Here is a 25549-nt window from a genome sequence, read left to right on the forward strand (position 1 = left end):
TCCTCAGATGGTTTTAATCGAACCGCCGGCTCAGGGCGTATTTGGAGCAGGCCGCAGCCTGCCTTCCGGGTACCTGCACCGCCATGCGGACAAGCTCCGGCAAAAACGCATCGTATTTGACTTCCAATACCGTGCCAGGCTCCATTGTGCGCATGTAGAAAATCGCCGGATTCAGGAAGTCCACATTTCCAAGCCCGGTGCGAATATCCCGATCTAACGTGATACGCACATTGCCGGGCGCATAGAGAAAAGCCTCCCGGTCGTAACGGACAATCGTCTTCGGCGACAAACCTTTCCCTTTGATTTTGCTGTAAAGCTCGATGAAGAGCGGTTCATCCGAATCCAGCAGGAATTCGGAGCTGCCCGAAAGCAGTTCCTTTACCTGTTCCTGCGTCATCCGGGCGCTGCGCTTGCCGCACAGGCCGCTTATTTTGTACTTCTTTTCCAGCCTGATAAAAGAGGTGTCCGTCCCGTAATACCGCAGCCGGAATTTTTCCCGCCGGTTGACCCCGTCGATTTTCTCCCGCAGGGCGCTGTCATAGGGTGTGTCAAAGTACAGGCTGGTGACCCGGTATGTACCCCCCGGCCCGGCGTTTTTATCGTGGGCAAACAGCTTTTTGAGCCTTTGGGAAAGCACCAGATCTTCCCGCAGGTTGATCCGGTGCTTCAGCTCATGCCGCAAGGGGAGCTCGTTTTCCGGCTTAGTCGTCATAACCGGAATCCCCATCGTCCCAATCATCGTCGGCTTCCCGGTCGTAATCGCTGCCGCCGTCGTCGTAATTGGTATCGCCGTAATTGGTATTGCCGTGATCATCATAGTTGGTATCGTTGTAATCAGTGACACCGTCATTATTCGAGCCATAGTCCGTATCATTGTAATCGGTGACGCCGTCGTTGTTGGGACCGTAGTCGGTGTCATTGTAATCGGTCACGCCGTCATTATTCGGGCCGTAGTCGGTATCATTGTAGTCGGTCACGCCGTCGTTGTTCGGACCGTAGTCGGTATCATTGTAGTCGGTCACGCCGTCGTTGTTGGGACCGTAGTCCGTGTCGTTGTAGTCGGTGACGCCATCGTTGTTGGGACCGTAGTCGGTGTCATTGTAATCGGTCACGCCGTCATTATTCGGGCCGTAGTCGGTATCGTTGTAATTGGTGGAACCGCTGCCGGTGGCCGGGGTTCCGCCCTGCGTGCCGGCAGTCTTATGTTCCGCCTTGACAACCTTGCCGGTGACCGCGTGGATGTCATACTCGTACTCGTTCCCGTTCGCCATGAACTCCAGCTCAAAAATCGGGGTTCCGTCATCGTGGTCGAATTCCTTATCGTCAAATACCGCGTCCGCTGCATTGACATTCGCCTGGGCAAGCGCAATTTCCTGCGCCTTTTCCAGCGTGATGTAGGGGGACGGCTTGCCGTCTTTGGCATAGGCGGGATCATAGTCATCGTTGTCAATGGTCACGATGCCGGAGGAAATCTCCAATCCCTTGACCGCTTCCTGCGTGCTGGCGCTCATATCCGCCAGAAAATCGTCGCTGGGAAGTACCGAGCCCGGCTCCAGCTGCAGGACGATGTTCTTTTTGTTGCCGTCAATGTCATCCACAAAGTAACCCGCCTCATTGATCTCAACGATCAGATCCCGCAGGACGGCCTCGCAGTCTTTTCCGATATAATCCGGATAGGCCTCCACAATGCCCTTGCCATCATCGTTCCGGCCGGTCAGGGCGGTGACTTTGCCGTCCCTGTTGTATTCGATTTGGATTTCCGGATTGACGCTCAAGGTGAGAACACCGGTTTCCTTCAGTGCCGTTCCCTCCTGCGCCGGTGCCCCGCATCCGGTCAGAAGGACTGCCGAGGCGACAGCCAGGGAAGAGACCGCTGCAAAAAGTTTTCTTCTCAGTTTCATATTACTTGCTCCTTTCGGTTTCCGTTTGTTTTTGGCTTTTTGTTTTGCCTTACACTCATAGATTACGGAAACGGGTTTTCAAAACCGGGGTAAACTGGAAAAATTTTTTGAAAAATTCAGTCGTCATCGTCCGGATCGTTGTCATCGTCGTCATAGCCGCTGTCGCCGTCGTTGTCGTCATCGTTGTTATCCGGATCATAATCGGTGTCCCCGTCCGTATAATCCGTGACCCCATCGCTGCCGGGGCCATAGTCCGTATCCGCAGGCGGCGAACTGCTGACCGGCGGCGTATAGTCGGTGACGCCGTCGTTATCCGGGCCGTAATCGGTATCATCATAATCGGTGGCGTTGGAAGACGTCGGAGGGGTAACCGCCGGCCGGGACGGCTCGGACGAAGATGGCAGTGTGGATTCCGGCCGAGAAGAACTCGGCTGAGAGGGGGTCGAAGATGAGCTGTTTTCCGGGCTTTCCTGTCCCTGTCCGTCTTGATGGTTCGTAATTTCTATTGTAATGGTAATCTGTCCGTCCAAATACTCTGTTACTTTGGTGCGCAGCTCTGTCCCATATTCCTGGAACAGGGCCTCGTCCGGGGAATCAATAGAGAAGGAAACCCGGCCGCCTTCCGATAGGAAGCCCATTTCAATGGCCCGGTCGATCAGCTCGTCGGCAACCGTTACCTTGTCTTTCCCCTTGCCGTCATAGCCCTCCAGCAGCGTTTTCCCGTCTTCATTTGTCCCCATGAGCCCTACAACCGTGCCCTGCCGGTTCAGATCCATCTGCACCTCCGGGTTGATGGTCAGATATATGGAGGAATAGGGCTGTAGATAATTCTGGTAATAGCCGATGCCAAAGAACAGAAGGAAACAGGCTGCAATCGCCGCAATGCCGCTGCCGATCCACCGGACGGTATGCCGCTGCTTTTCCGGAGTTTCCTTCATCAGCACCGGATCGTATACTGTCTGCCCGATTTCGTATCGCAGATTGGCCGCTTTTAGAAAGCGCCCCTCTTCATCCAGAAGAACCGCATAGCCGGGGTGGCATTCCATAACCAGATAGCTCATCGCACTGCCACTCCTTTCATCACCTGTTTCAAATGCCCGCGTATGATTTCATACCCGTTGGTATAAATCAGAAGCAGGGCCACCATATATTTGCGGTGCCGTTCCAGCGTCTTGCGCTCCACGCCGCTCCCCGTTGCCAGCTGCCCGATAGGCAGGCGTTTTGTCTTTAAAAGGTCATCCAACAGCTCTGGGTTCTCCCTGGCATACTGCAGGGCTTTCCGGCAGGCATCCAGCGTCCGCTGTTGCCTGGGGCAGTTGTCCGCCACATCGCTGAGGCTGACGCCGAATTCCTTCATCTGCCGCGTCAGTTCCTCAATCTCTGCACGGGTCGCGTCCCGTGACGCTGTTTCTTCGTGGGGATCCCTGTCATCCGCCAGCGTCTCTCCCAGAGTTGTGTCCTCTTCTCCTATCGGTGCATCCAACGATATGACGCGGCTGTGGCGCTGTTCCCTGCGGCTGTAATCAACCAGGCGGCTTCGGATCAGCATGGCCGCATATTTCAGGAAGGAACCCCTGGTGCGGGAATACCCGCCGATTGCCTCGTGAAAGGCCATCATGGCGATGCTCAGCTCATCGTCCTGCCCCTCTATGGGAGGACGCTTTAAGAACTTCGCCGTTTCCGCCTTGATAAAGGGCAGGTATGCGCGGATCAGGTCATCCGCCGCCCGGACATTTTCTTTGGCCGCATAGACCTGTTCTACGATTTTATGTGCATCGTTCATGCGGCAGATCCCCTCCTATATATAGAATACGTCCCCATTTTGAAAAAACCGGGGTCGAAGCCAAAAACTTGTATGTATAAAATCCCATTACGTAACAATACCTCTATCAGTATTAAGACGCGACCATAAACGGGTTAAATTTGTGTAAAATCGATGTAAATCGAACGACGGAAGCAGGCGGCGTTTCCTCATTCCCGCATGTTTTCGCTTTCATGCTTCCGAACCGGTTTATTCCATAATTTTACGCAGGCTTAACCTACTCATGATAGATGTCAAACACGAGTCACGATATAATTACACTGAATTGTTGTATCTAATTGAGGAGGCGTTTTTTATGGGGGCTTTCTTTGACTGGCTGCTGTCAAATTTGAACTGGATGATTCCAGTGATCTTCATCCTGGCGTTTGCGCTCCCGATTCTGTCCGTGATCCGCAGGCTGACGAAAGGGCATGTCAGCAAAAGTTCCTGCACCGTGCAGACCGTAGGATTTATCCGCTCCACCCAGCAGACCGGCATGTATGTCAACGAAAACCCGCAGCTGCTTTTTGAACTGGACGCCCTGGCGGAGGACGGAACGGTGTTCCAGGTCAGCGTGCGGAAAATCATCCCCATGACAGCGATGGCCGGTATGGTTCCCGGCAGGGCGATCCCCATCCGCTATAACCCGGATGACAGAACCCGGGCAGTGTGGGACGACCATCCGGATGAATCGCTGGCGCAGGAACGCGCCGCCCGCTATCAGTGCCGGAAGCACTTGGACGATCTTTCCTATGAACAGCGGATGGAACTGTTAAAAAACGGCGTGATGAAAAAAGCATTGCTGAAAAGCTTCCGGCTGACAGGGAAAGAAGAAGCCGGGGACTATGAAGCAGAGGCGGCCATCCAGCTTGCTGGCGAGGAGCAGGACGGCCATACATTTGAGCGAACGCTGTATGTACCCAATACGGCTTTGGAATACCTGATTCCCGGGCGGTATGTGGACGTGCGCATCATCCCGGGCAAGGAAGACCTCTTTGCTATCGTACTGGATACCTCCGTGGTGTCCGGTATCAGTTAAGAGGGATACGGCATCCGTTTGATACGGAGAAAGGGGCTGGCGTTTCGTGGAAAACGTATTGATCCAATTTTTCAACTGGATGTTTGAAAATCCGATTCGGGGTACCTTGCTGCCGTTTGGGGTGATCACCGCGCTGTGTATCCTGCTGGGGTTTGTGCTCCCTGCCAGATCCGCAAGGCGGAAAAGGGAGAAGGAGCAGCGCTGGAGGGATGCCCGCACAGTGAAGACCTTGGGTTTTATCCGTTCTGCAAAGCATACGGGACGAAGCGTCAATGACAATCCCGAGATCCGCTTCGTGGTGGACGCACTGGCCGAGGATGGGACATTTTTTTGAGACCACCGTGACGGAGATCATCCCCCGGGCGCAGCTTCCCATGTGCGCCGTCGGAGCGCCGCTCTCCATCCGGTATGACCCGGCAGACCGCTCCCATGCCATCGGGGATGATAATCCGGACGCCGATGTACTGAATGAGCGCATCGCCCGCTACCAGTGCCGCAGGCATCCGGGCGAGCTGACCTATGAACAGCGCATGGAGTTTAACAGAAACAGCGTGGTCAAAAAAGCACTGCTGGAAAACCTGCGGTTGACCGGGAAAGCGGAAGCCGGGGACTGGGAAGCAAAAGTGACAGTTCGGATCACGGACAATACGGCGGGAGACACGGTCATGAACCGCACCCTTTACTTAAACGACAAGATGCTTAAGCATATGGTTCCTGGCAAATATATCGACATCAGCGTTGTGCCGGACAAAGAGGACTTTTTCGGTATCGTAACGGATATTGCTACGAAGGTTGTCCTTGAGAAAAGCGGGTCTTGAATATCAAGCGGGCGCTCTTTCCTGTCCGGGATAATGTCACAAAAGAAAGGATTGCGTTTTGAAAACGATCATTCATGATCTTAATAAAGCAGACTTCTCTGCTTTTGAACTTCCAGATGAAAATGTCGTGGTTTTCACTGCGGACGGCCAGTATGCTCCGTGCAGTGGCTGCTTTGCATGCTGGCTGAAAAATACCGGATTCTGTGTGATGGACGACTCCTTGAAGCATGCGGGCGCATTGATCGGGCAAAGCGACCCGCTGATCATTATCAGCCGCTTGTGTTACGGCGGCTACAGCCCCAGCGTCAAGGCTGTTTTGGACCGCGCTATTGGGGTATCCCTCCCCTTCTTTACCTGGCGGGGCAACCAAACCCATCATATAGGGCGTTACCCGCAGCGAAAACTGCTGCGCATTCTCTTTTACGGAGACTGTACGGAATCGGAACGGCAGACTGCCACAGAGCTTGCCGAGCGCAACCGGCTCAACCTTGGATATGAAAAAGCGGAAACGCTGTTTTTCCAAAATCCTGCACAGATCAGGGGGACGATATCATGAAGCTGCTGATCCTCAATGCAAGCCCCAAAAGGAGAGGCGGCGCTTCTCAATTTTTCTCCGGATGTTTCTTCCCGGTCTTGTCAAAAAAAACGGTTCCTCTGCGGAACCGGAAAGACTTTGATCATGCACTTTCCCAGTTGGGTAGCGCGGACCCCGTATGTATCTCTTTCCCGCTTTATGTGGATGGATTGCTCTCTCATTTAGCAGAGTTCCTATCCCTGGCAGAAGAATGCGGCGGGGTCGGGATTGGCGGAGGCGTCATGCTGCGGGTGCTGGGAATCGTCTATCCTGTTTTGATCGCGCTATCTATCATACAGATCGCCGTTTCGTTTCTTACGGCAGGAAGCGTACCGCCGGATATGCTTTATACCTTCGCCATTCAGGCGGGAAGCTGGCTGTTTTTCAATTTCGGCGTATTGTTTTGCCTGGCCCGGTTGTCTGCGGTCGTTCGCCGGCGCAAAACCGCAAAATGCTGCTACACCCGTGTGCTGCTTCCATCCTTCCCGTTTATTCTGATTGCCGATCTGTTTATGATTTTATCCTCTCTGTCTTGCGGCCGATTCCTGTTCGCACTTTTAAAACAGGACGATTGTTCTCGTCATAAAGGGTAAGGTGATTGCATGGAGTCCGTCATTTTATACGGAATAGGCGCCAAACGGCGCAAAATAAAATCGCGGCAGTCGGGGTAACGATTGCCACGATTTCAGATGAAATCTGTAAAATAACAGGCAGGGATTGCCCTCCGGCGGCGCACTGAAAGTTTACCGGTTTGGCGCATAAGTTTTTTTCATATGGTACAGATGGGAGAGGTTTTCTACGGAGGCCTCTCCCATCTGTTCGGATACCGCCACTACCAGTGCGTCCACCAACGCCGCAGGCGCCGTCATCGAGTGATACTCTTTTGCCTCTCCCCGATAGGCGAACAGCTGGATATCTGCCCGTTCTTCTTCCGGGACAAATGCACGAGAGATAAACGCAAGCGTCTGGTAACCGGCTTCTTTCCGGTATCCCAGGATCATCTTTCCCTCCTGCGAGAGCTTGGAAAAGCTGAACATAATCACCAGATCGCCGGCCTTTGCCTGTGAGAGCCCTTCCAGCACCTCCGAGCCCCCTGATGGCAGCAGAACGGACTGAATCCCAAGCCGCCGCAGGCGAAACATCAGAAGCTGCCCCAATGAGGACGACGCGCTTTTCGCATGGATAAATACCCGATGTGCAGAGCAAAGCGCCGAAACTGCCTTCTGAAATTCCTCCTGTTCCAATCCCTCCAGCGTTTTCTGCAGGTACATCTGCTGACGCAGGAACCAATTGTTCACGGTAAATGCTTCTTCAGAGCGCAATGTCTGCATCAGTTTGGCAGCCGGACCTTCCGAAATGTTCTGATCTGCCACCAGCCGCTTGAGTTCCTTATAATCCCCGCAGCCCAGACGGCGCACAAAGCGGGAAATCGTCGTACCCGAAACATCAAGCTTTTCTCCCACTTCCCCGATGGAGGAAAGCAAGAATTCTTCCGGGTTATTGGAAATATAGTCCAGAATCCGGGATTCAGCTTTGGTGATCTGCTCCGGCATCCGGGGAAACTGTAAAGTCATCAGCTGCGACTCCTCCTGTGGCCTTTTTTTGCTCAAACCAGCTCTGTGCGGATCTGTTATTCCCGCAGATCCGCATTCCAGTCAAAAATAATCCCGGTCTTCGGATCGATCTCAAACTCATATTTGACGCCGTCGTGGAATAATTCTCCCTCAAATCGGCCCCGGCCGTCGCCGCCTTCTTCCCGCATCCGGACGTTTTCCGCGCTGGAGCCGGGCACCCTGCTCTGGACGACCTGTTTAGCTTCCTCCAGCGTAACAGGACTTCCACCCAGCCTGTCCAGCCACTCTTCATCCACCTCGTAATCGGCGCCGATGATCGTTCCGTCTGCTATTGCGATTTCAAAATCATAATCTCCATATTGGGTTTCAAATTCCACCTGGAAAATCGGGATATCGTTTTCCCGATCCCGTTCCACTTTCACGTTATAAGCGTCTTTTTCCGGAACGCCGGCATTTTCCATCGCCAAGGCAAGCGCGGCATCCCGATTGATTTCAGCATCTGCCGGCTGGCTGCTGCCGGACGGCTTTGAACTGCTCGGAATCTCATCATCCGGAAAGATTTCGGACTGCGCGGTACCGGAAGCTGTCTCCTGCGGAGCCTGATCTGCCGCAGCCGGCCAGCAGCAGGCACAAAACAGAAAATAACAGTGCAATTCGTCTCATAAAGCGCTCACCTCTATCCTATAACAAGTATATCAAGAAGCCATGCTCTGTTCAAGAAAAAGGGCCATTACATACCTTTTCCCCGGAAAACCAGGATACCCTTCGCTGAGCCGGTGGTTGTTGCAGATACCAGTTCAAAACCCTTCCGGGACATTTCGTTGGCAGCCAGCTGGATCCTGTCCGCCATTTCTCCGGCTTTTGGCGAATAATCGATCACCACCGTTTGGTAGGCTACGGCAAGCCTGTCTTGAAAAGAACAGGAATCCTGTTCTTTTCCATCGCCCAGCAGAATGCCGACATAGTCCCCGCCTAAAGCGTGAATCTCCTTCAGCGCCCGCTTCAGGATGCCGGCGGTTTTCACCTGAAACGCGGCCTGCTCCGAAACCATAATCTGATAGGCGCCCGCCGAGATTTGACGGCGCAGTTCGTTCAGTGTGGCGGGTTTCTCTGCAAATTCTGTCCAGATACAACCGTATTGCACCGCCTGATGGGTGTCGCTCCCGCTGACTACCGGTTTGTGGAGCCGTTCTCCCAGAGAACGGGTGAGCCGCTCGGCGCGTTCCCGGTCCTCCGCCACATCCTTGCCGTTTAAGTCCAGGAAATCCAGCCGTTCAAGCTGTTCCCGGGGCAGCTCCGGAATATGTCCGCCTGCCCGGTAAGGGTGAGCGGCGCCTACCAGAACGTCGTATTCCCTGAAGAGATCCAGCAGCTTTTCAAATGGAAGAAAATGCCCCGGCTGCTTATGTGCGGCCAGCCGCTGATTGAGTTCCAAAATCGTTTCTACAGTTCCCAGCGACAGGATATGCCCACCCTCGGCAATATCCGTTTCCATGCCCGGGAATATCCGCAGCCCGTTTTTCAGCAGAAGGGCATCTCCTTCCCGTTTGCTTTGATGCAAAAGATATCCGTACAGCTCATCGAATTGCAGCGTATTGAAATGCTCGGTCAGGCACAGGGCGTCCAGCCCGGCCGACTTTGCTTCGCCGAACAGCCAGTCGGTATATTGGGTGGAAAACGGAAGCCGTTTGGCCAGTTTCCCGTGAGTATGAAAATCCAGTTTCAAGTTACAGCCTCTTTTCTAAAATAATGTGGATAACAGAATGGAAACCGCGATCCAGAGGAAAGAAACCGCCAGGAACAGCAGGTCGTTGTAGGTGACCTTCAAAGTAGCAAGCTTCATCTTTTTCACCGCCTTGTTGACCGCCGCATAACGGTAGCCTTTGATTTCCAGCGCCTCCACCGTTGTCCGGGAGCGCTTGGCGGTGTTGAGCATCAGCGGGTAAAAGGCGTGCATGACCACTTTGACCTGATAAAACAGGTACTTGACTTTTCCCCAGAACCTTTCGTGCGCCGGCGGATTCCCCCGCATCCGGAAGGAGAGCAGGATGTTCTGGAACTCCTCCATCAGCATGGGCAGGATCCGATAGGCGTAGGAGATGGAAAAGGAGAGCCGTTCCGGGCAGCCGTACCACATCAGCCCGTTGGACAGCCGGTCCGGGTCCAGTCCGGAAAACACCGTGACGGAAGCCAGAGAGCAGGTGGCGACCTTCAGGGTGAGGATCAACAGCGGAACGATGGTGGAAGCGTCCCCACCGAAAAGGAAAGATACCACCAGCAGATATCCCGTCTGGGTAAAGACGCCGACCGCGAACAGCAGCAGCACCAGGCCCGCCACACGGGCCAGTACGGTGGTGATGAGCACCAGCAAAAAGCAGGCCATCAAAAACCATAGGTTATTCACAAACCAGGGAACCAATCCGAAGAACAAATACCACACCAGCAGAATCCGCGGGTCCAGCCTGGCGATCACTGTGTCATCGTTGCCGTAGGCGTTTTTGAGCACCTGATTGCGCAGAAAGTCAATGGAGAATTTATCCAGGATATTTTCAGAGAGTTTCTTTTTCATCTTCGTTGCCATCCTCACGCCTCCTCAAAGCTATGCAGGAATTCCTCCACCGTATAGCAGAGGGCTCCGCTGTCCAGCGCCTGCGCCATGGAAAAAATCTCCGGCGGCCGGATGCCTACAGTATCCAGGATTTCCTGATTTCCAAAGATTTCATCCCGTGTTCCGTCCGCCACCACCCGGCCCCGGCAGAGCACCACGATCCGCTGCGCCCACTCACAGACCAGCTGCATATCATGGGTGGCGATCATCACCGTTTCGGTGATATCCTTTATGTCCGTCAGCGTCCGCATGATCTCCTTGCGGGTGGCGATATCCAGATTGGCGGTCGGCTCGTCCAGCAGCAAAATGCCGGGGTTCAGGGCAACGCCGATGGCGAGACTTGCCCGTCGCATCTGGCCGCCGGAGAGAAGCCGGCCGTCCTGGTCCTGCAATTCCGTCAGCCGGAAGCGGGCCAGCAGTTCGTCGGTGCGCGCCTGCCAGTTTTCAACATCCCGTACCTGCATGGCATAGGAGATATCGGCACGGATGGAATCCTTGATAAACATCTCCTCCGGATTCTGATAAACAAGGGAAATGCTTCGAGACAGCTGTTCCGTCTTTTTCTTCCGGGTGCTTTCGCCGTTCAGGAGGATATCGCCCGTCCCCGGCTTGAGAAGGCCCACCATCAGTTTCATTAAGGTGGATTTCCCCGCGCCGTTGGAACCGATCAGGGCGATCTTTTCTCCGCGGCGGATCTCCAGATCCAGGCCGTCAAACACCAACCGGTCATCCCCTTTGACGCTGCGGTAAGCGATGGACACGTCCCGAAACTGCACATTCGGCTCACCGGCTTCTGCCGCTTTCTGTTCCGCAGAGGCACGGGGATGATACTGTAAGTTCCGAAAAGCGTTTTTCCCTTCTTCTACGGTGGTGGGCAGGAGCTGTCCCTCCGGCAGCCTGCCTTCCTGATTCATCCGGTGAGCGGCAATGGTCACCTGGGGCGGGAAGATATTGCATGCCTGCAACTCCTCCACCCGGCGCAGCGCCTCGCCCGTGGGAAGCTTCCACGCAATGCCGCCGTCCCGCATCAACATCACATGCTTGCAGTAATCGGCGATATATTCCGTATGATGCTCGATGACGATGATCGTCTTGCCGTGCTTTTCGTTCAGTTCCTTCAGCACACCGTAGATTTTATCCGCATGGCCGGGATCCAGCTGGGCGATCGGCTCGTCCAGGATCAGGATATCCGGCCGCAGGGAAACGGCGCCCGCCAGCGCCAGCAGATGGGTCTGCCCCCCGGAAAGCTGCCAGATATAATCGTCCTCCCGTCCCTCCAGCCCGCAGAGGGAGAGCGCTCGCCGCCCTCTTTCGATATAATCCGGCATGGCGTAGTTCAAGCAGGCATAGGAAGCGTCATCCAGCACGGTAGGGCGGACGATCTGGTTTTCAAAATCCTGATAGACATATCCCGCCTTGCAGGCCAGCGTCCCCACATCCGATTCCAGGGTGTTGATTCCTCCCACCTTGACGGTCCCTTCAAAATCGCCGTCGATAAAGTGGGGAATAAGCCCGTTTAAGGTTTTACAAAAAGTGGACTTCCCGCAGCCGTTGTTCCCAACGACCGCCAGGAAGTCCCCTTCTTCAACCGTAAGCGATATGTTCTTCAGAATCGGACTTTTTGCGGCGGGATAGGAATAGGTCAAATTCTCTATCTCGATAATGTTCATTGTTCCTCCGCCTGTTTCTTTCCAGCCTTGACTTTTAGCGCAACGATCGCAGCAACAGCGATTACGGCGGCAACCACAAGACCGATCGCCAGCGCGGTCCCGCTTTCCGCCCACTCGGCTTCCCATTCGATCAGCGGAGTGCCGCTGGTAGCCAAAAGCTCGGCGCCGGCCGCTGCGGCAAAGGCAACGATACAGCCGATGACAACTTTGGCGTTGATCCCGCCCAGCCAGGTCTTTTCATCCCGCGGGCGCATCCCCAGCAGCGGCTCGATCTTGCCGTACAGCTTCGGCACCAGGAACAGGGTGGGCAGCAGGCAGAACAGGATACCGGAGAACAGCAGGTCGTTGAGGAACGCAAAGCCTTCGGTGGCAAACACGCTCTCCGGCAGGCCGGCTACCGCTTCAAAATCCTCCACGGCAAACTGTACCTTCAGGATATCTACGACGGTTCCCATCAACAGCTGAAGCCCTGTGCCGGTGATGGCCGCGATGCCGACCATTTTATAGTTCTTCGGGTTCTTCACCATCCGTCCGGCAACATACACACCAATGGTTACCGTCAGGAATTTTTCCAGCTCGCCCAGGCCGCCAAACTGGCCCAGCATGATCTCGCTGAACACCAGCTCGCCGGTAGCCGCGCCCAGCGCCGCCGAAAGCGGGTCAAACAGCATGGCCAGCGTCAGCGGGATAAACAGGAAGTATTCCACTGAAAATTCCACAATACCAGCCTGAAAGCTGGGAATCAATTCGGTAAACAGGGTTGCCAATCCATACAGCGCCATGGTCAATACAAAGACCATGAGTTTTTGCGACTGCGTCGCCGTCTGCTTTTTTGAGAGCTCCATATCCTTTCATCCTCCAAATCAGAAATGATTTCTTGCATTTGTCTGCGTCTACAATATACCATACGTTCTGTTAGCTCTCTATCATGGCTGCGTAAAAAGTAAATTAAATTTGCGTAATTTGATTTTATGAAAATTTCTTACTGTTTCAAAATCAGGGTTACTTTCTCCGGGTGAAAGACAGCAGGATGGCGAGGATCCCGACGAGAAGGATGCCGGCTGAGAGGCCCATGAGGATACCGGTGGCGAAATCCTGGAACGGGGAACCGCCCGCCGCCCTGGAAACGATGCCCAAAGCAATACCGAGCAGGATCAGCAGTACGCCGAAATACCGCTTCCGGCTGCTCCTGAGCTTTTGCCCTATCCGTGCGATGGTCTCCTGAAAGGAACCGTTTTGTTTCATATCGCTATCACCTTTCCTGTGCATATATAAAATCCAATCCATTTACATCCTCTTTACTGCGTCCATAGCCAGTGCGGAACGCTCGCACTCTTCGGCGGACATGGTGACCTGCCAGCACAGCGGGCTGCCCTTCATTTTTTCCGCTGCGTAGCTCAAACCGTTGGTGCGTTCGTCCAGAAGGGGATGGTCGATCTGCTGCGGGTCGCCCAGCAGGATGATTTTTGTGCCCGTCCCGGCGCGGGTGATGATCCCCTTGGCCTGCTTGGGCGTCAGGTTCTGCGCCTCGTCAATGACCAGATAGGTTTTGGAAATCGACCGGCCGCGGATGAAATTGAGGGCCTGGGCGTCCACAATGCCCCGGTCGAACAGCTCCTCTACTTTCCCGGAAAGGCTGCGTTCGTCGGCAAACCGTTCCTTCTCATTCTGATCCACCAAAAGCTCCAGATTGTCGACGACCGGCCGGAGCAGCGGCGCGATCTTTTCCGACTCGTCCCCCGGGAGGAACCCGATATCATCGTCAAACTGGGCGTTGGGACGGCTGATCAAAATGCGCCGGTAAGCCGGTTCCTCCTGTTCCAGCATGGCGTGCAGGCCGACAGCCAAGGTGTAGAAGGTTTTTGCTGTGCCGGCCATCCCCTTTACGATCACCAGCGGCGCTTCTTCCGCATCGGCCATCAAGGCCTCCTGTAAAAATTTTTGACCCACATTTCTTGGGGAAACGCCGTAGGGCTTTTTCTTCTGAAAAGCGAGCGGTACGATTTTCTTCCCGTCAAAACGGCCAAGCTGGGTTTTCCTGGCGGATTGGTCCGCTTTAAGGATGACGAACTGATTGGGCACGAGCGTCACAGGAAGCTTTTCTCCGGCTTCGTCCGCCTGATACACATCTTCCGGCGCAATATGCTTCTTTTTAAAGTCCTCGAATTTCTTTTCCGCTACAAAGACCTCGCATCGTCCGGTATACTGTTCCTCGCTGACGGGCGCCTGCTCAGTGGTGAAATCCTCCGCGGGAATCCCCAGCATCTGCGCCTTGACGCGCACCACAATGTCCTTTGTCACCAGGATAACCGGCGTTTTCCCGTTTTGCAGGCCAAGGCAGACCTTTAAAATCCGGTTGTCGTTTTTGTGCTCCGGGAAGCCCTCCGGCAGCTTCACGTCCACGCAGTTGACCTCCAGGCGCAGCGTGCCGCCGCCCGGCAGAGAGACGCCTTCCAGCAGGTTTCCCGCCGTGCGCACCGATTCCAGATACCGGATGGCCTGCCGCGCATTAGCGCCTTTTTCTCCTTCGGAATTTTTTAATCCATCCAGCTCCTCCAGAACGGCCAGCGGGAGAACGAGGTGATTATCCTCAAAGGATTCGAGGGCATAGGGAGCCTGGATCAAAACGTTGGTATCCAGCACATATGTCTTTTGCATGGCGTTTTCTCCTTTTTTATGATAATTACAAGGGGTTTGATTCTCCGCATAACAAAACAGCCGGTTTTTCGGAAAAAGCGGCGCAAAACAACACGCTTCCTCCGGAAAACCGGCTGATGCTATACAGGCAATATGCCAGAAAATCATGCAGGGCAAAAAGCATAGGCAATCCACTCCATATTCCTATTATACATTTAATGTATTTGGTTTTCCATATAACTGGAGTTAATTATCAGTAAAATACCAGTAGAATTAATCTATGATTATCTCCGGCTTTCTTGAAGAGCGCATGAGAACTTTTTAAATGATAGTTCCGTTTCTAAAGCATAACTTTGAGGGGTAAGGCGTTTTCTCGTTTTTTCGTTCAAAAGCGTTACACGCTTCATTGTGCAGTTTTCATGTTGGCTTTCATTTATGCAAAATCACTTCTGCGTTCACGATTTCTACCGCCGCTTCACGCAGCGCAGTCATCCTGTCCACCATTCTATCTGACTTTCTGCCTTTATCTGCTCGGTTACGCCCTTATACGCTGTCATCTGTTCTACCGACCGTGAAAAATTTTTTCTCCTGTTGGTCGATATCCGTAAGATAGCTGTTCAGGTTGTCGCTTGTGAGCAGATTCGTGCAAAATACTTTCCTATGCTGCCGGATATACCGTAAATGCCGTTACTCTAATATCCCATGGGCTTATTTTCTTCGGCAGGTAAAGTGAGATTCGGCAAATAGTAATCGCCTTGCAGCATATAAGTTCCGCCCATCTGTTCAAATAATGATTTCATTGCAATTTCCTCTAAATTTCAGTTTCAGATTTTTCTACAATATAACCGCACCGATTGGCTTTACCGCTTGTTTTCAAAACCTTCGTTACGGAACCTCATCATTGAGCAAGCGGCTTGTTTTTTACCTTCTGATCAATAGACAGGCGCACCGTAGTCGAGTATCTACCGGATAGCTGTTCTGACAAACAGAAGCCTCGGAGTTGCCCTCGACCGTGTAAACTTTGCCGTTTTCCACTTTTTGAACGATACCCGTACTGCGAGTGTGCAGCTGCACCCGCCCAGCAGGTATTCCACAGCTTCCGGGTAGGATTTGTTATAATACCTCCGCACAAAGTCAATCGTGTCGCCGCCGACTTCTTCGTACTGGTGATACCATAGGTTTCCGCGTACCGTGACCTTTGCAGAGCCGTCCCGCCACTCATACTCGCTGCCGGAGCGTTTTAATGTTTCACCTTGGGAATGTAACAGCCCGGCAATATCGATTTGCCGGGCTGCCTGTTTTTGTTCTTCTGTAAAGTGAATATATCGTGTTGCCATAAAAATTCCTTTCTGATTCAAACTGCATTTTACGCATTGCCACACTGCGCACTTGATATTTTCGTGATTGTGTGGTATAATACAAACGAGGTGAAAGACTTGTTGATACGCTCTGTGATACAAAACGAGGCTCTCCGAAATGAACGGATGATCCGTGAATACGAAGCTTTACTTGCACAATTACCTAAAGGATCACTCGTATGCCGCAGGAAAGAATATTATTATTTGAAATATCGGGAGAACGGAAAGCTGCATGATAAATACATCGGCAAGGATGCCGGTACCGTTGCTGCTGTCCGCGACAAGCTCGCACTTCGCAAACACTATGCAGAAATGCTGTCTGCCCTGAAACAGGAGCAGAAGGCTATTCATAAAATGTTGGAGGGACTCGCATGATCCTTTATCATGGAAGCACCGTTCCCGTGGAAAAGCCGGAAATTCGCATCAGCGAAAGCTTTCTGGATTTCGGCACGGGTTTTTATACCACGACGTCCTTGCAGCAGGCGGAGCGCTGGGCAAGAATCAAGATGCGTAGAGAAAACAAACCGGTGGGGTATGTCTCCGTCTACGAGTTTGATTTTGATGCGGCCAAATCCCGGGCCGTCATTCACCGCTATCAGAACGCCGATATGGAATGGCTGCAGTTTGTTGTCAAAAACCGCAGAGGCGAAATGACCGATATAGCGGCGGATATGCACATCGGACCGGTTGCAGACGATAATGTTTACCGCTCTATCCGCCTTTTTGAAACAGGCGTTCTGGACGCGGAGGAAACGGTAAAACGGCTGAAAACAGAGGTCTTGCAGGATCAGTGGACATTCCATACGGAAAAGCTTCTTGCCTTTGTGAAATTTATTGAGTCCAAAGAAATCCGGGAGGAATAACGATGGGAAAGGAACAATTCCTTGCTGTCATGCCATATATCAGCGCCGATCTTATCAGTATGATTGCAAAAAAGAAACAAGTCACCGAAGACGAAGCCATCGCCATGCTGTACGCCTCCAAGCTCTATGCGGCGCTGGAGCAGGAGGAGACCAAGGTCTGGCAGTACAGCACGGGGATGCTTTATTCGCTTTTTGAACAGGAAGAACAAACGGGAAGTATTTGCTATCCCGATGTGTAAGGAGGCTGCCGGTATGAGTCAGGAAACTGCTTTCGCCGTATTCTGCATCGAAAACTATAAAGTCCACAAATCGCTGACAGGGAAACAGACTGAGGCGCTTTTCCGCCGTTACGGTGTGTTCGACTATCTGCGCGAATTTTATGATGTGCTGCATACAACGGGCTATCAATACATCAATAACGATATTGACATCTATCTGAAATCCCGTAACGCGGTTATTCCCGTGCAGTGATCGGTACAGTCGCGTTCGGCTGATTTAATATCGGATGTTAAATCAGCCGAACAAAATGGAAAGAGCATATTGAAAGCCTGCGGAAAAATCCGCAGGCTTTTCTCATCCCATTTTCATACCGTGCGCCTGTTTCTTTTCCTCGATCTTCTGCCGCAGCTTCTTTTCAATAACCGCCCGCTGACCGTCCTCGTTTCTGCGGAGGCGATCCGTAAACATACGGCCAAGCTGGGAGAGCAGACGGACAGCCGCCATGCCAAGAGACGGATTTCTCAGCCTGCCGCTGTAATAGCTTTGCAGCAGCCTTGCGGCATACACATTTCCTTGTTCTGCGGATGCCGACAGCAGAGCAATGCCGGTTTCTACATCCCGATTCGTTTCTTTCCCGAACAGCAGCATCTTTCCAAGCAGATACTGTGCGTATTGATTTTTTTGTTTTACGGATTTCCACAGCCAGTGTAATGCTTTCTCTGCATCCTTTGGAATCCCGTCTTCACAGAGATACAGTTTGGCAAGGAGATATTGTGCCTGACTGTTTTTCTGCATGGTGGAGGCAGTAAGCAATCGCTCTGCTTCCTGCAAATTCTTTTCGGTATGCTCACCTCGGAAACAGAATTTACCGAGCAAATACTGCGCCCACTGATTTCCGTCATCTGCGGATTCCCGAAGGAGCCGGATTGCTTTCACTTCATCGCTCTGTACGGCAAGTCCGGCAAGATGCATTTTTGCAAGGGAGTATTTTGCGTAGCTATTTCCCTGATCGGAGGCTTGTTCGAGCCATCCTTCCGCTTGCAGGAAATCCTGCTCTATTTCATCACCCAAAAGATACAGCTTGCCGAGACGGTACTGCGCGTATTCGTATCCCTGTTCAGCGGAGAGCAGAAGCCACCGCACCGCTTCAGCCGGATCGTATAGAGGGCTGTCCTTGTCGAGATATTCTTTTGCTTTGCGGTATTGGAACAGCGGATGGTCGGGATCATTCCACCACTTTTTGGGTATCATAGCTGTAGAATTCTTCCTCGCACAGCTTGTAGAAATCCTCCATAATGGGAAAATACGAGGGCTTTTTTACGCTGTAGTCGGTGCTGTCGGTGATACCGAACCGGGCATACAGCTTGGAGAGCAGGATTTCAATGGTGTCGATCTGCGCATCCGAAAAATCCTTGTAGCTTCTGAAAAAGTCTTTTAGGAATGCGATGTGCTGGGAAAGCCTTGTCGCTTTTTTAAACGCCGCGGGAGCACCGGGATCAACATCGTCTGTGCTGTCATTCCAAGCTTTGGGTTCCAGAGGGTTAATGGTGTACTCGCCGGACAGAAAGTCAATATAGCAGCCGCCCAGCGCCGAACAGAGTTCCTCGTACTCGCTTTCGGGATCAAGGCAGATAAGCTGCTTGCCGGATTCCCGAAGGTTGGTGAGGATCAGCTTTAACAGATAGCTCTTGCCCTGACCACTGTTGCCTAAAATGAGAATATTACTTGTGGTCTTGTCTTCAGCTCTGCGGTCGAAGTCCACAAGAATGTTCGTCCCGAACTTATCTCTACCGATATATATTCCTTTCGGATCGGTCTTGCCGGAGAAGTTGAAGGGATACAGATTTGCCGCCGAGCTTGCAGGCAGAACACGCTCATACTGCGCACCGAACTGATTTGTGCCCACCGGCAGAACAGAGAGGAAACCTTCTTTCTGCCGTAAGGTCAGGCGGTCTACCGAAATTTTGGAGCGCGTCAGTTCCATTGCAATTTCGCTCTGCAGCTCTTTCAGCGCGTCCATATTCCGCGCCTTTAATTCGATGAACACCGAGCAGTGCAGAAGCGGCTCGCGGTTCTTGCGGAGATTTGCCAGCAATTCGATCACATCCTAGAGATTGCCCTCGGCTTCGATGGTTTCGTTTACATCAGTGCCGCCGCTTTTGAGCTTGTTTCGGCGGGTGGCGTTCTGGATGATCTTCCTCTGTTCCATGCTTTCGACCAGCCTGTGATAGATGCGTAAGGTCACGCCGCTGCGGTCGGCAAGCTGGAAAGGATCGCCTGCTCCTCGGTGGAGGGCGGGTACTCACGGATCGCCCATACACAGCGATAGCTGTCGCCTACGATATAGTGGTCGGAAAGAAATTTGATTGTGCCGGGCAGGATCATGTCGAAAAAATCCTTTGTACGGATTTCTTCCTGTTCCTCCGGTGTGAGTACCTTTGGCTTTCGTTTGAACATTTTTCCTCCTTCCGTCGTCTTGCAGACAGAGGGAGGGCATAAAAAATCAGCCGCTTTGCTGTCTGCAAAACGACTGATTGGTTTTCCTGGTTTGAACTTACAGTTCCATTTTCGGAGCGTAGCTCTCGGCAATGTTTTCTTTTACATCATCCTCTGTGGAAATCTCCTGTACCGGCGTATGACATATGGCAAGCTGCGAAAGCTGTTCGATCCGCCGCTGCGCTGCGCCGATGATTGCGCGGATACGAGTATCGTCTATATATTCCTCCGCGCCGTCCGCGGACAAAGCGTCGGCAATCAGTTCCCCGATATCCGACAGGCTGTCAAAATCGATCCAACTGAAGTCAGATACCAACTTTAACTGCTCCGCATGATGATTTTTAAACGGCTTGCAGACGACCTCTTTTTCCGAGCGCATCTGCGCGGGCACCTTGTCGTAGCCGAGGGAGGAGCCGCTGTCATAGATGGGCGCAAAGCCGAGCCATTCCAATGTTTCGGCATTGCGGATCACGCCGAAATTGTTGAAATGCCGGTCTTCGTTGGCGATGATATAGTCCAGCACGATCATTCGGTCGAGATACGGCACGGTGTCTTTGATGCCGAGCGCCTCGCAGCAATTCACAAAGTGCTGATACACCGAGGTGCTGTTGTCCTTTTTCTGTGTTTTGAGAATGCGCCACGCCGGGATCAGCTCGGTGTTTTCGGTAATGAAATCCTCGCACACGCTGTACGGCGCTCCCTTGTTCCAGGTGACCGTGTACGGCACATGGGGGATACCGAGCCGTTCCATGATTCCGGATGCGATCACCTCGTTGAAAGGCTGCTGTCGGAACGGGTTGCTGCCGCCTTTGATCAGGCAGCGTTTACCGTCTATGATCTTCCACCGCTTTTTCAGATTACCGTCCGAGGTGTTGTCGGGGGAACTGAAATCCAGCGCGTCTTTCTTTTTATTTTCCCCGAACAAGACATCGCCGATATCGTCTGAAAAATCATTCTCAAAAAAGTTGATACTGTCCCAAGTAAGGTTGGAGCCTTCGGGACAGATCCAATACTGGTCGGACAGGCTCAGCCCCCAGCAGCGCACCAGCAGCATTTTGGTGCTGCTGATTTCCAGCGCCTCCAGCGCCTCGCGCACACCCGAACGGCTGGCGGGGATGGAACGGTCTGTCCACCACTCGTTGAGCGCCGCTCGGTCAGCAGCGCCTTTTCTTATCGGAATGCCGACCGGCAGATGCTCCGGCGCATAGACCGTCCCGATTTTTTGTATAAAGCCGGTGGCGTCATCCAGTTCCAGTTCCGCCACTGGGATTCGTTTATGCATCAGGGTGCATTTCAAGCTGTTCACCTCATTCCGTTTTTTGCTCACAGCAGAAGATGTTGCTTTCAAAGCGCGCAGCTTTGCCTGCAACGCCTTGCGCTGTTCTATCTGTCCGGCAAGCGGTTCGATTTCCGAATCGTGCAGATACCGGCTCTGCTTCACGCCACTTTGAGACCATTGATGATAGTAATAGACCTTTCCGTTGATTTGTTTCTTTGAGATATATCCTTTCGGCAGATCATTGATTTTTGCTGTCAATTCCGCTATTTGATTCAAAAGCTCATTGTCCTGCATCCGTACCGCCTCCGTTCATCGATTGTTATTATACCCTATTTTAACCCCTTTTGTCAATGAGACAGTGGGAATCGCCCATGAAAGGTTACAGTTTTACGGCTGCCACAATCAGCCTGCCGTTTTTTCCCGAACCGTAACAGGTGGACAGGGTGATGATCTGCTGACCGTACACAGGCGTAACGCCGGTATCATAGAGCGATTTTTGCAGGAACGCTGCGGTTTGTTCGGTGAAATCCGTGCTGTCGGCCGCATGAATAAAGCTGTACCAAGTATCGGTTTTTTGAACAGCGGCAACGGCAAAGACCATATATTTTTCCATACCATCTGCTGTTTGAAATTCTATAACCGGACGCGCGGCACAGAACGCCGGGTCAGTATAATTCCGAAGTGATGAGAACATCGTGCCGTTTTTCATGTTGTGACCGTAAACAATGAGATGATCGCTCTGCAGGTCGCACCGCCAGTCCAGAAACGGCACGCCGCTTTGACTGTATTCGCCGTAAAAACTTCGGCGCAGATATTTCTGCGGATTATCCGGGGTGTGCATGACGGGATAGCTTAGCTTCGTATCGGGAATACACAGCCAGCCGATGCAGTCGCCGTTTTGTGAAAACAGCCCTGACAGATCCCGCACAGGTTCGGAAGTATCATCCGTTGGCACAGCCGTTTCATCGCTGGATTTTTCCGGCGTTACTTCCACCATCTCAGCAAGGGTATCGAATTCTTCTTTTTCTTTCTGCCGGTCGGACAGTTGCGTATACACCATAAAGCCGGACAAGGCGGCGGTGACCGACAGCAGAACAGAAAGAACGGCAAGACTAATCTTCTGCGTCTTCGTCATCGTCCACCTCATAGAATTGTTCGCCGTCAATGTCGGGCATCTGCTCTCCGTTCATGCTGGCTTCAAAATACAGGGCGAGAAAGCGCTTGATGTCCGCTTTCTTCATTCGCTGCACTTCAAAGCCCTGCTCGGAGATGGTTTTCTCGATACGGTTTGCCGCATCAAAGGTCTGTTTCTCTTTACGGTCTTTCAGCCTTGCGATAAACAAAAACTGCCTTGCGGTCGCCATCTCCATTTGAATATGGTCGAGAAAGTCAATGTCCTTTTTGATGATTTTCCGCACCTTCGGATTCTGTTCCTCCGAGAGCCTGTCGCTTAAATACGATTTGTTATCGTCAAAGCACTCGGAGGAGTCGGTGCAGGTGATCTCAATATCAGGGATGGCGGACAGCACCATCATCAGATGGCGGATTTTGATTTCGATATTGGTATGGGACAGCACCGAGATGTTGGTGGGCGAGACGAGATAAAAAAGCAGCTCGTACTTGCCGGCCGCAAGTCCGTATTTGGTAAAGGTCTTGATGCCTAAAAGCTCCTGTACCGAACGTCCTTTTTTCTTTTTCTGTGGTTTGTCTTTTTTCAAGAGTTTATTACACCTCCGTCTGTTTCGCGGGAACTCCGCTTAAAATTACTCGCTGCTTTTTGTGCGCGAATCGGGTGCAGCAGAGAGCCTCTGTGGCAGCTCATCCTGCCCTCCACTCAAAATATTGTTGGGTAGATATAAAGTACCGCACAGCATATTTCATAAAATCCAGTATGGTCGTATCGTCCAGACGGATAGTCAGAAAGCCATAGCAGAGTGTGGCGGCGGCAGGGATCACAATCCGGAGCTGCACCAGCGCCACAATGGATAGCAGCGCGGCAATGCCGAGAATACAAAAATCCCGCAGTCCCCACAGCCACAGGTTGGCTGTGGCTTTCAGATTCTGCGGGTACAGATACTGCGTCATGTCAGTCCTCCCATCGTCATTTCATTTTGTATATCGCCGCAGAATTCCTGCGGCGTCTGATGGTATTCCTCACGGATTTTGTCTGCAATCATTTCCTTAATGAGCTGCGCCTCGCTGCCAGTGGGCTGATAGTCGATTGTATCATCGTATCCATAGGCGTTCCATTTTGTTCCCCAGTTCGCAATACACCAATCATACCATGTGGGGGCGCCATATTGCCGGATATTATTCCATGCAGTTTTGCCCAGCTCCCATTCATCGTGCTTGATATCCGTCCGCCGGCGTAAAAAGGCTTCCTCGCTTTCCGCAGGAATGTTCTCCAGCGCTTTTAATGCATCTTCTGCCGACCGTCCGGCAGTATACGCCTCGATAAAATCCCGGTAGGCTTGTAAGCCCCGGTCGGTTCGGGTTCCTGCTTCGATATTAAGGTTTTCCGGCATGGGGATGATCTTATTGAAATCTACAGAGCCGATCCCAAGTTCATCGGATTGTATGGCTTTCAGCATTGACCGGATTTTTTTAGGATCACCCTGAAGCGATATATAGTTTTCAACATGATTCGGCATTTATTTTTTCTCCTGTTCATAGTAAATTTTTTTGATTTTCTGCCCGATAGCAGAAATGACGGGAACGCTCACTGCGTTGCCCGCCATTTTATAAAGCTGCCCGTCCGAGAGACCTGTAGCCTGTGCTTTGTAAAACTGCTCATCGGTAAAGCCCTGCAGGCGCCAGCACTCAATCGGCATGAACTTTCGGATTCTGCCTTTGTGCCACACACCGTGCCGATCCTGCGCCGTTATTGTGAACATCGGCTCATTGGGTTCTTTTATCCGTCCTCATTCACCGCAATCGCCACCAGAATGGCCACATTTTCAAACTCTCCGCCCCAATTTCGGCGCAGGTAGATCCCATCCACATAGACATACGGATAGCGCCCACCTTGCAGAGGGCGGTTCCGCCAGTCCTCAATGTGGACATACGCTTTCTTGTTCAGCTCACTGATGGTGGAGGGAGATACCTTGCTGCCCCACAGAGCCTCGGTAATATCCTCCACGCGCCGGACGGATACTCCGGCCAGATACATCTCGATGAGGGCTTCTTCCACACTGCTTTCCCGGCGGCGATACCGCTCAATGATAGCGGTCTCAAAGGAGATCCCCTTGAGCTTGGGTACCTTCAGGGTAACGTCCCCGGAAGTGGTGGTGAGGTTGCGGCTGTAGTGGCCGCTGCGGTACCCCTGCCGCTGCTCATTGCGCTCGTACCGGGCCGCCTGGGTCAGTTTCTCCGCCTCGGCCTCCAACAGTTCGTTGAGAGTTTCCTCTACACTGCCCCGAACCAGTTCTTTGATTTGCCCCTTGATTACTTCCTCGTTAAGCTGTACAATTTTCTCGGACATGGTTTGCTGTCTCCTTTCAGAATGGTGTGTCGCGACTTCATTCTACCAGAGATCTGCAAACCATGTCTCTTTTTATCCATTTTCAATTTGCGAAACTTATTCTACCTTATCGCAAAGCAAAAACAGCCGTTTTATATCTGCAAATATGCGCCTTGAAATCCCGATGTTCGGACAGCAAAAAACCCCGATAAAATCGGGGTTTATGCGAAACATATCTTTTTTATGTTCCTGTTATGGCGGAGATGGAGTGATGCCTACCGTATCCTCGCGGAAACAAGGAAATACTCCACTCTATTCTTGTGAGGAAAAGGCATTTATCCTCAGATGCTATTTTCTATCAGTTACATATAGACCTCATTTTTGTTCGAATGAACTTTTCTTCGACATTGATTCCTCCAAGCGAACTCAATTCATGTACATATTGTCACTGATCTTGTCGCTCGAATCCCTTGGAAGCTCCTCTTTACCAAAACCCTTATAACCAATGTCCCAAGATCTGCCGCATAGGCTGCGGTTCCGGGTGGTTGGGCTGCGTTCCTTTAAACAACGCTCCCGCATTTTTCACCATTCGGCGTGCCGTCTTTTCTCCACACTTCTCCGTCACCAACACCATTGCTTCTCCCAACATAGGTGGACGTTTTTTGATAGAATGCGTGTCCGTAGCCAGCACATGAATCATTCCATGTCGGATCATCCGCAAAAGCAGATTCTGATGCTTCTTATGCAACACTAGGCTGGTGGCGTTCATCTGCGTATACGCACCTGCCTCGATCAAATCACACAGCAGATTCGGATTTGATCGCACAAAGGCATACCGTTCCACATGAGCGATCAAAGGCACGATTCCCTGCCGCGTCAACTGATACAAAACATCCGGCGCTTCCTGAGGGTAATACGCCGGTGGAAACTCGATCAGTAAAAGAGAAGTTCCCGTCAAACACAGAGGCCGCATATCGGTTTCCGCCAGTTGCGAAGAATAAAAGACTTCCGCCCCCAGCTTCATTCGCTGCGCAAGCCCCGCACTCTGAAAGGCAAGACCTAATTCACGCGCCGCTCCATTTCGTCTTTGAAGAAACTCCCGCACACCCTGGCGCTCAAAATTAAAATGCGGGGTCAAGGCGATCTGTGTCACTTTATCCGCATATTCCCGGCGCAAGAGCTCTAGACTCATTTCTACACTTTTCGAACCATCGTCCACACCAGGTAAAATGTGACTGTGCAAATCCGTCAT

General features: G+C 52.2%; 33 protein-coding genes and 1 pseudogene. 9 read left to right on the forward strand and 25 right to left on the reverse strand.

Annotation, left to right across the window (positions count from 1 at the left end; translation table 11 throughout):
* Positions 1-13: 13 nt before the first annotated feature.
* The 4 genes from ACKTS9_RS05980 to ACKTS9_RS05995 form a co-directional block, all read right to left on the reverse strand.
* Entirely contained in the window at positions 14-739 is a 726-nt protein-coding gene (locus ACKTS9_RS05980) for a polyphosphate polymerase domain-containing protein (protein ID WP_407879539.1), read from the reverse strand.
* Positions 702-1901: a PepSY domain-containing protein gene (locus tag ACKTS9_RS05985; RefSeq protein WP_407879541.1), complete on the reverse strand. Its 1200-nt coding sequence runs from the start codon at positions 1899-1901 to the stop codon at positions 702-704. Before ACKTS9_RS05985 ends, ACKTS9_RS05980 begins: the two co-directional genes overlap by 38 nt.
* 116 nt (positions 1902-2017) lie before the next feature.
* Positions 2018-2962: a hypothetical protein gene (locus tag ACKTS9_RS05990; protein WP_407879543.1), complete on the reverse strand. Its 945-nt coding sequence runs from the start codon at positions 2960-2962 to the stop codon at positions 2018-2020.
* The gene (locus ACKTS9_RS05995; RefSeq protein ID WP_407879545.1) at positions 2959-3684 is read right to left on the reverse strand and encodes a sigma-70 family RNA polymerase sigma factor; all 726 of its coding nucleotides are present in this window, start codon (positions 3682-3684) and stop codon (positions 2959-2961) included. Before ACKTS9_RS05995 ends, ACKTS9_RS05990 begins: the two co-directional genes overlap by 4 nt.
* 334 nt (positions 3685-4018) lie before the next feature.
* On the opposite strand from ACKTS9_RS05995, the gene ACKTS9_RS06000 reads away from it, so the two are divergent.
* The 5 genes from ACKTS9_RS06000 to ACKTS9_RS06020 are packed head-to-tail and all read left to right on the forward strand — an operon-like array spanning position 4019 to position 6726.
* Positions 4019-4741 (forward strand): hypothetical protein, encoded by a 723-nt coding sequence (locus ACKTS9_RS06000; RefSeq protein ID WP_407879547.1) that lies wholly within the window; start codon positions 4019-4021, stop codon positions 4739-4741.
* 46 nt (positions 4742-4787) lie between these two features.
* Positions 4788-5075 carry a hypothetical protein gene (locus ACKTS9_RS06005; RefSeq protein ID WP_407879549.1) on the forward strand — a complete coding sequence of 96 codons (288 nt, stop codon included), beginning with the start codon at positions 4788-4790 and terminating at the stop codon, positions 5073-5075.
* Positions 5059-5559, forward strand: a complete 501-nt coding sequence (locus ACKTS9_RS06010; protein ID WP_407879551.1) for a hypothetical protein — start codon at positions 5059-5061, stop codon at positions 5557-5559. The genes ACKTS9_RS06005 and ACKTS9_RS06010 overlap by 17 nt, the downstream gene beginning before the upstream one ends.
* Before the next feature lie 58 nt (positions 5560-5617).
* Positions 5618-6115, forward strand: coding sequence for a flavodoxin family protein (locus tag ACKTS9_RS06015; RefSeq protein WP_407879553.1), 498 nt, complete (start codon positions 5618-5620; stop codon positions 6113-6115).
* Positions 6112-6726, forward strand: coding sequence for a hypothetical protein (locus ACKTS9_RS06020; RefSeq protein WP_407879555.1), 615 nt, complete (start codon positions 6112-6114; stop codon positions 6724-6726). The genes ACKTS9_RS06015 and ACKTS9_RS06020 overlap by 4 nt, the downstream gene beginning before the upstream one ends.
* 150 nt (positions 6727-6876) lie before the next feature.
* Here ACKTS9_RS06020 and ACKTS9_RS06025 read toward each other — a convergent pair whose 3' ends face one another.
* From ACKTS9_RS06025 to ACKTS9_RS06070, 10 genes are all read right to left on the reverse strand, one after another.
* Complete coding sequence (locus ACKTS9_RS06025) at positions 6877-7707, reverse strand: MurR/RpiR family transcriptional regulator (RefSeq protein WP_407879557.1); 831 nt, start codon at positions 7705-7707, stop codon at positions 6877-6879.
* A gap of 56 nt (positions 7708-7763) precedes the next feature.
* On the reverse strand, positions 7764-8360 hold the full coding sequence (locus ACKTS9_RS06030; protein WP_407879559.1) for a PepSY domain-containing protein: 597 nt from the start codon (positions 8358-8360) through the stop codon (positions 7764-7766).
* Positions 8361-8437: 77 nt separating this feature from the next.
* A complete protein-coding gene (locus tag ACKTS9_RS06035; protein WP_407879561.1) occupies positions 8438-9433 on the reverse strand; it encodes a PHP domain-containing protein in 996 nt (331 codons plus the stop codon).
* 15 nt (positions 9434-9448) lie between these two features.
* Entirely contained in the window at positions 9449-10288 is an 840-nt protein-coding gene (locus ACKTS9_RS06040; protein WP_407879563.1) for an energy-coupling factor transporter transmembrane component T family protein, read from the reverse strand.
* A gap of 2 nt (positions 10289-10290) precedes the next feature.
* Positions 10291-11985, reverse strand: coding sequence for an ABC transporter ATP-binding protein (locus tag ACKTS9_RS06045; protein ID WP_407879565.1), 1695 nt, complete (start codon positions 11983-11985; stop codon positions 10291-10293).
* Complete coding sequence (locus ACKTS9_RS06050; protein WP_349216576.1) at positions 11982-12830, reverse strand: cell division protein FtsQ; 849 nt, start codon at positions 12828-12830, stop codon at positions 11982-11984. Before ACKTS9_RS06050 ends, ACKTS9_RS06045 begins: the two co-directional genes overlap by 4 nt.
* A gap of 157 nt (positions 12831-12987) precedes the next feature.
* Entirely contained in the window at positions 12988-13272 is a 285-nt protein-coding gene (locus tag ACKTS9_RS06055) for a hypothetical protein (protein WP_407879568.1), read from the reverse strand.
* Positions 13273-14643, reverse strand: a complete 1371-nt coding sequence (locus ACKTS9_RS06060) for a PhoH family protein (protein WP_407879570.1) — start codon at positions 14641-14643, stop codon at positions 13273-13275.
* 522 nt (positions 14644-15165) lie between these two features.
* Positions 15166-15294 carry a hypothetical protein gene (locus tag ACKTS9_RS06065; RefSeq protein ID WP_407882083.1) on the reverse strand — a complete coding sequence of 43 codons (129 nt, stop codon included), beginning with the start codon at positions 15292-15294 and terminating at the stop codon, positions 15166-15168.
* 290 nt (positions 15295-15584) lie between these two features.
* Positions 15585-15959, reverse strand: a complete 375-nt coding sequence (locus ACKTS9_RS06070) for a hypothetical protein (protein WP_407879572.1) — start codon at positions 15957-15959, stop codon at positions 15585-15587.
* 147 nt (positions 15960-16106) lie between these two features.
* On the opposite strand from ACKTS9_RS06070, the gene ACKTS9_RS06075 reads away from it, so the two are divergent.
* From ACKTS9_RS06075 to ACKTS9_RS06090, 4 genes are read left to right on the forward strand one after another with little or no spacing between them, the layout of a single operon-like run.
* A complete protein-coding gene (locus tag ACKTS9_RS06075; protein ID WP_407879574.1) occupies positions 16107-16355 on the forward strand; it encodes a hypothetical protein in 249 nt (82 codons plus the stop codon).
* Positions 16352-16843, forward strand: coding sequence for a DUF3990 domain-containing protein (locus ACKTS9_RS06080; protein ID WP_407879576.1), 492 nt, complete (start codon positions 16352-16354; stop codon positions 16841-16843). The genes ACKTS9_RS06075 and ACKTS9_RS06080 overlap by 4 nt, the downstream gene beginning before the upstream one ends.
* A 2-nt stretch (positions 16844-16845) precedes the next feature.
* Positions 16846-17082: a hypothetical protein gene (locus ACKTS9_RS06085; protein WP_407879578.1), complete on the forward strand. Its 237-nt coding sequence runs from the start codon at positions 16846-16848 to the stop codon at positions 17080-17082.
* 13 nt (positions 17083-17095) lie between these two features.
* Entirely contained in the window at positions 17096-17314 is a 219-nt protein-coding gene (locus ACKTS9_RS06090) for a DUF3791 domain-containing protein (protein ID WP_349216569.1), read from the forward strand.
* A 102-nt stretch (positions 17315-17416) separates the two neighbouring features.
* On the opposite strand, the gene ACKTS9_RS06095 is transcribed toward ACKTS9_RS06090, so the two are convergent.
* The 11 genes and pseudogenes from ACKTS9_RS06095 to ACKTS9_RS06145 all read right to left on the reverse strand — a co-directional run bounded on the left by ACKTS9_RS06095 (position 17417) and on the right by ACKTS9_RS06145 (position 25549).
* Entirely contained in the window at positions 17417-18313 is an 897-nt protein-coding gene (locus tag ACKTS9_RS06095) for a tetratricopeptide repeat protein (protein ID WP_407879581.1), read from the reverse strand.
* Positions 18288-19157, reverse strand: a complete 870-nt coding sequence (locus ACKTS9_RS06100) for a helicase HerA domain-containing protein (RefSeq protein WP_407879583.1) — start codon at positions 19155-19157, stop codon at positions 18288-18290. Before ACKTS9_RS06100 ends, ACKTS9_RS06095 begins: the two co-directional genes overlap by 26 nt.
* A 146-nt stretch (positions 19158-19303) precedes the next feature.
* Positions 19304-19519, reverse strand: a complete 216-nt coding sequence (locus ACKTS9_RS06105; RefSeq protein ID WP_407879585.1) for a hypothetical protein — start codon at positions 19517-19519, stop codon at positions 19304-19306.
* A gap of 97 nt (positions 19520-19616) precedes the next feature.
* On the reverse strand, positions 19617-21131 hold the full coding sequence (locus ACKTS9_RS06110) for a HipA domain-containing protein (protein ID WP_407879587.1): 1515 nt from the start codon (positions 21129-21131) through the stop codon (positions 19617-19619).
* A gap of 85 nt (positions 21132-21216) precedes the next feature.
* On the reverse strand, positions 21217-21972 hold the full coding sequence (locus ACKTS9_RS06115; protein ID WP_407879589.1) for a class B sortase: 756 nt from the start codon (positions 21970-21972) through the stop codon (positions 21217-21219).
* The gene (locus tag ACKTS9_RS06120) at positions 21950-22555 is read right to left on the reverse strand and encodes a hypothetical protein (protein WP_407879591.1); all 606 of its coding nucleotides are present in this window, start codon (positions 22553-22555) and stop codon (positions 21950-21952) included. Before ACKTS9_RS06120 ends, ACKTS9_RS06115 begins: the two co-directional genes overlap by 23 nt.
* A 100-nt stretch (positions 22556-22655) precedes the next feature.
* A complete protein-coding gene (locus tag ACKTS9_RS06125; protein ID WP_407879593.1) occupies positions 22656-22922 on the reverse strand; it encodes a hypothetical protein in 267 nt (88 codons plus the stop codon).
* On the reverse strand, positions 22919-23488 hold the full coding sequence (locus tag ACKTS9_RS06130; RefSeq protein WP_407879595.1) for a hypothetical protein: 570 nt from the start codon (positions 23486-23488) through the stop codon (positions 22919-22921). The genes ACKTS9_RS06125 and ACKTS9_RS06130 overlap by 4 nt, the downstream gene beginning before the upstream one ends.
* A complete protein-coding gene (locus tag ACKTS9_RS06135) occupies positions 23489-23731 on the reverse strand; it encodes a DNA cytosine methyltransferase (RefSeq protein ID WP_407879597.1) in 243 nt (80 codons plus the stop codon). It abuts the gene before it with no gap.
* Positions 23732-23751: 20 nt separating this feature from the next.
* A pseudogene (locus ACKTS9_RS06140) lies at positions 23752-24318 on the reverse strand (transposase); the annotation flags it as partial.
* A 475-nt stretch (positions 24319-24793) separates the two neighbouring features.
* Positions 24794-25549, reverse strand: a complete 756-nt coding sequence (locus tag ACKTS9_RS06145; protein WP_407879599.1) for a tyrosine-protein phosphatase — start codon at positions 25547-25549, stop codon at positions 24794-24796.

Origin of the sequence: Owariibacterium komagatae, assembly GCF_045865535.1 — a bacterium.
GTDB classification, from domain to species: Bacteria; Bacillota; Clostridia; order Oscillospirales; family Ruminococcaceae; genus Ruthenibacterium; species Ruthenibacterium komagatae.

Coding starts and splice junctions, on each gene's coding strand:
- ACKTS9_RS05980 (WP_407879539.1), bottom strand. CDS start 739: ATGATTGGGACGATGGGGATTCCGGTTATGACGACTAAGCCGGAAAAC.
- ACKTS9_RS05985 (WP_407879541.1), bottom strand. CDS start 1,901: ATGAAACTGAGAAGAAAACTTTTTGCAGCGGTCTCTTCCCTGGCTGTC.
- ACKTS9_RS05990 (WP_407879543.1), bottom strand. CDS start 2,962: ATGAGCTATCTGGTTATGGAATGCCACCCCGGCTATGCGGTTCTTCTG.
- ACKTS9_RS05995 (WP_407879545.1), bottom strand. CDS start 3,684: ATGAACGATGCACATAAAATCGTAGAACAGGTCTATGCGGCCAAAGAA.
- ACKTS9_RS06000 (WP_407879547.1), top strand. CDS start 4,019: ATGGGGGCTTTCTTTGACTGGCTGCTGTCAAATTTGAACTGGATGATT.
- ACKTS9_RS06010 (WP_407879551.1), top strand. CDS start 5,059: ATGGGACATTTTTTTGAGACCACCGTGACGGAGATCATCCCCCGGGCG.
- ACKTS9_RS06020 (WP_407879555.1), top strand. CDS start 6,112: ATGAAGCTGCTGATCCTCAATGCAAGCCCCAAAAGGAGAGGCGGCGCT.
- ACKTS9_RS06025 (WP_407879557.1), bottom strand. CDS start 7,707: ATGACTTTACAGTTTCCCCGGATGCCGGAGCAGATCACCAAAGCTGAA.
- ACKTS9_RS06040 (WP_407879563.1), bottom strand. CDS start 10,288: ATGGCAACGAAGATGAAAAAGAAACTCTCTGAAAATATCCTGGATAAA.
- ACKTS9_RS06045 (WP_407879565.1), bottom strand. CDS start 11,985: ATGAACATTATCGAGATAGAGAATTTGACCTATTCCTATCCCGCCGCA.
- ACKTS9_RS06050 (WP_349216576.1), bottom strand. CDS start 12,830: ATGGAGCTCTCAAAAAAGCAGACGGCGACGCAGTCGCAAAAACTCATG.
- ACKTS9_RS06055 (WP_407879568.1), bottom strand. CDS start 13,272: ATGGATTGGATTTTATATATGCACAGGAAAGGTGATAGCGATATGAAA.
- ACKTS9_RS06060 (WP_407879570.1), bottom strand. CDS start 14,643: ATGCAAAAGACATATGTGCTGGATACCAACGTTTTGATCCAGGCTCCC.
- ACKTS9_RS06070 (WP_407879572.1), bottom strand. CDS start 15,959: ATGGCAACACGATATATTCACTTTACAGAAGAACAAAAACAGGCAGCC.
- ACKTS9_RS06075 (WP_407879574.1), top strand. CDS start 16,107: ATGATCCGTGAATACGAAGCTTTACTTGCACAATTACCTAAAGGATCA.
- ACKTS9_RS06080 (WP_407879576.1), top strand. CDS start 16,352: ATGATCCTTTATCATGGAAGCACCGTTCCCGTGGAAAAGCCGGAAATT.
- ACKTS9_RS06085 (WP_407879578.1), top strand. CDS start 16,846: ATGGGAAAGGAACAATTCCTTGCTGTCATGCCATATATCAGCGCCGAT.
- ACKTS9_RS06090 (WP_349216569.1), top strand. CDS start 17,096: ATGAGTCAGGAAACTGCTTTCGCCGTATTCTGCATCGAAAACTATAAA.
- ACKTS9_RS06095 (WP_407879581.1), bottom strand. CDS start 18,313: ATGATACCCAAAAAGTGGTGGAATGATCCCGACCATCCGCTGTTCCAA.
- ACKTS9_RS06105 (WP_407879585.1), bottom strand. CDS start 19,519: ATGTTCAAACGAAAGCCAAAGGTACTCACACCGGAGGAACAGGAAGAA.
- ACKTS9_RS06110 (WP_407879587.1), bottom strand. CDS start 21,131: ATGCAGGACAATGAGCTTTTGAATCAAATAGCGGAATTGACAGCAAAA.
- ACKTS9_RS06115 (WP_407879589.1), bottom strand. CDS start 21,972: ATGACGAAGACGCAGAAGATTAGTCTTGCCGTTCTTTCTGTTCTGCTG.
- ACKTS9_RS06125 (WP_407879593.1), bottom strand. CDS start 22,922: ATGACGCAGTATCTGTACCCGCAGAATCTGAAAGCCACAGCCAACCTG.
- ACKTS9_RS06130 (WP_407879595.1), bottom strand. CDS start 23,488: ATGCCGAATCATGTTGAAAACTATATATCGCTTCAGGGTGATCCTAAA.
- ACKTS9_RS06135 (WP_407879597.1), bottom strand. CDS start 23,731: ATGTTCACAATAACGGCGCAGGATCGGCACGGTGTGTGGCACAAAGGC.
- ACKTS9_RS06145 (WP_407879599.1), bottom strand. CDS start 25,549: ATGACGGATTTGCACAGTCACATTTTACCTGGTGTGGACGATGGTTCG.